The 495-nt window shown below is 66.7% G+C and carries 1 protein-coding gene; it reads left to right on the forward strand.

Going from position 1 to position 495, the window contains the following annotated elements; translation table 11 throughout:
• Positions 1-495: cadherin repeat domain-containing protein (locus tag EN786_RS36065; RefSeq protein WP_189524375.1), on the forward strand; the 495-nt coding region annotated here is incomplete at both ends.

Here is a 495-nt window from a genome sequence, read left to right on the forward strand (position 1 = left end):
ATCACACGCTCCGGCACCGGCACGCTTAACGCGGCCTCGGAGCCGACAGTCGCGCTCACGGTCACGGCCACCTCGTCCGACAACAGCATCGATACCCACGCCTTTACAGTCGGCGTCACGGCCAGCCAGTTGCCGGTTGCCTTCAACGCACCGCCCGACGCCGACACCACCGCCAACCAGATCGCCGAGCTTGCGGCGGCTGGCACGGCCGTCGGCATCACCGCCTCGGCCAAGGATCCCGATGCTGGATCGACGGTCACCTACAGTATCGACGACACGCGCTTTGCCATCAATGCCAGCACCGGCATCATCACCCGCTCGGGCACAGGAACGCTCAATGCGGCCTCGGAGCCGACAGTCGCGCTCACGGTCACGGCGCCCTCGTCCGACGGCAGCTTCGATACCCACGCCTTCAACGTCGGCGGCACGGCCACCCAGTTGCCGACATCCGTGACCCTGGCACATACGATCCTGACGTCGCTGTGGTCACCGTCG

It is taken from the genome of Mesorhizobium sp. M4B.F.Ca.ET.143.01.1.1, from assembly GCF_004792275.1.
Classification (GTDB): Bacteria; Pseudomonadota; Alphaproteobacteria; order Rhizobiales; family Rhizobiaceae; genus Mesorhizobium; species Mesorhizobium abyssinicae.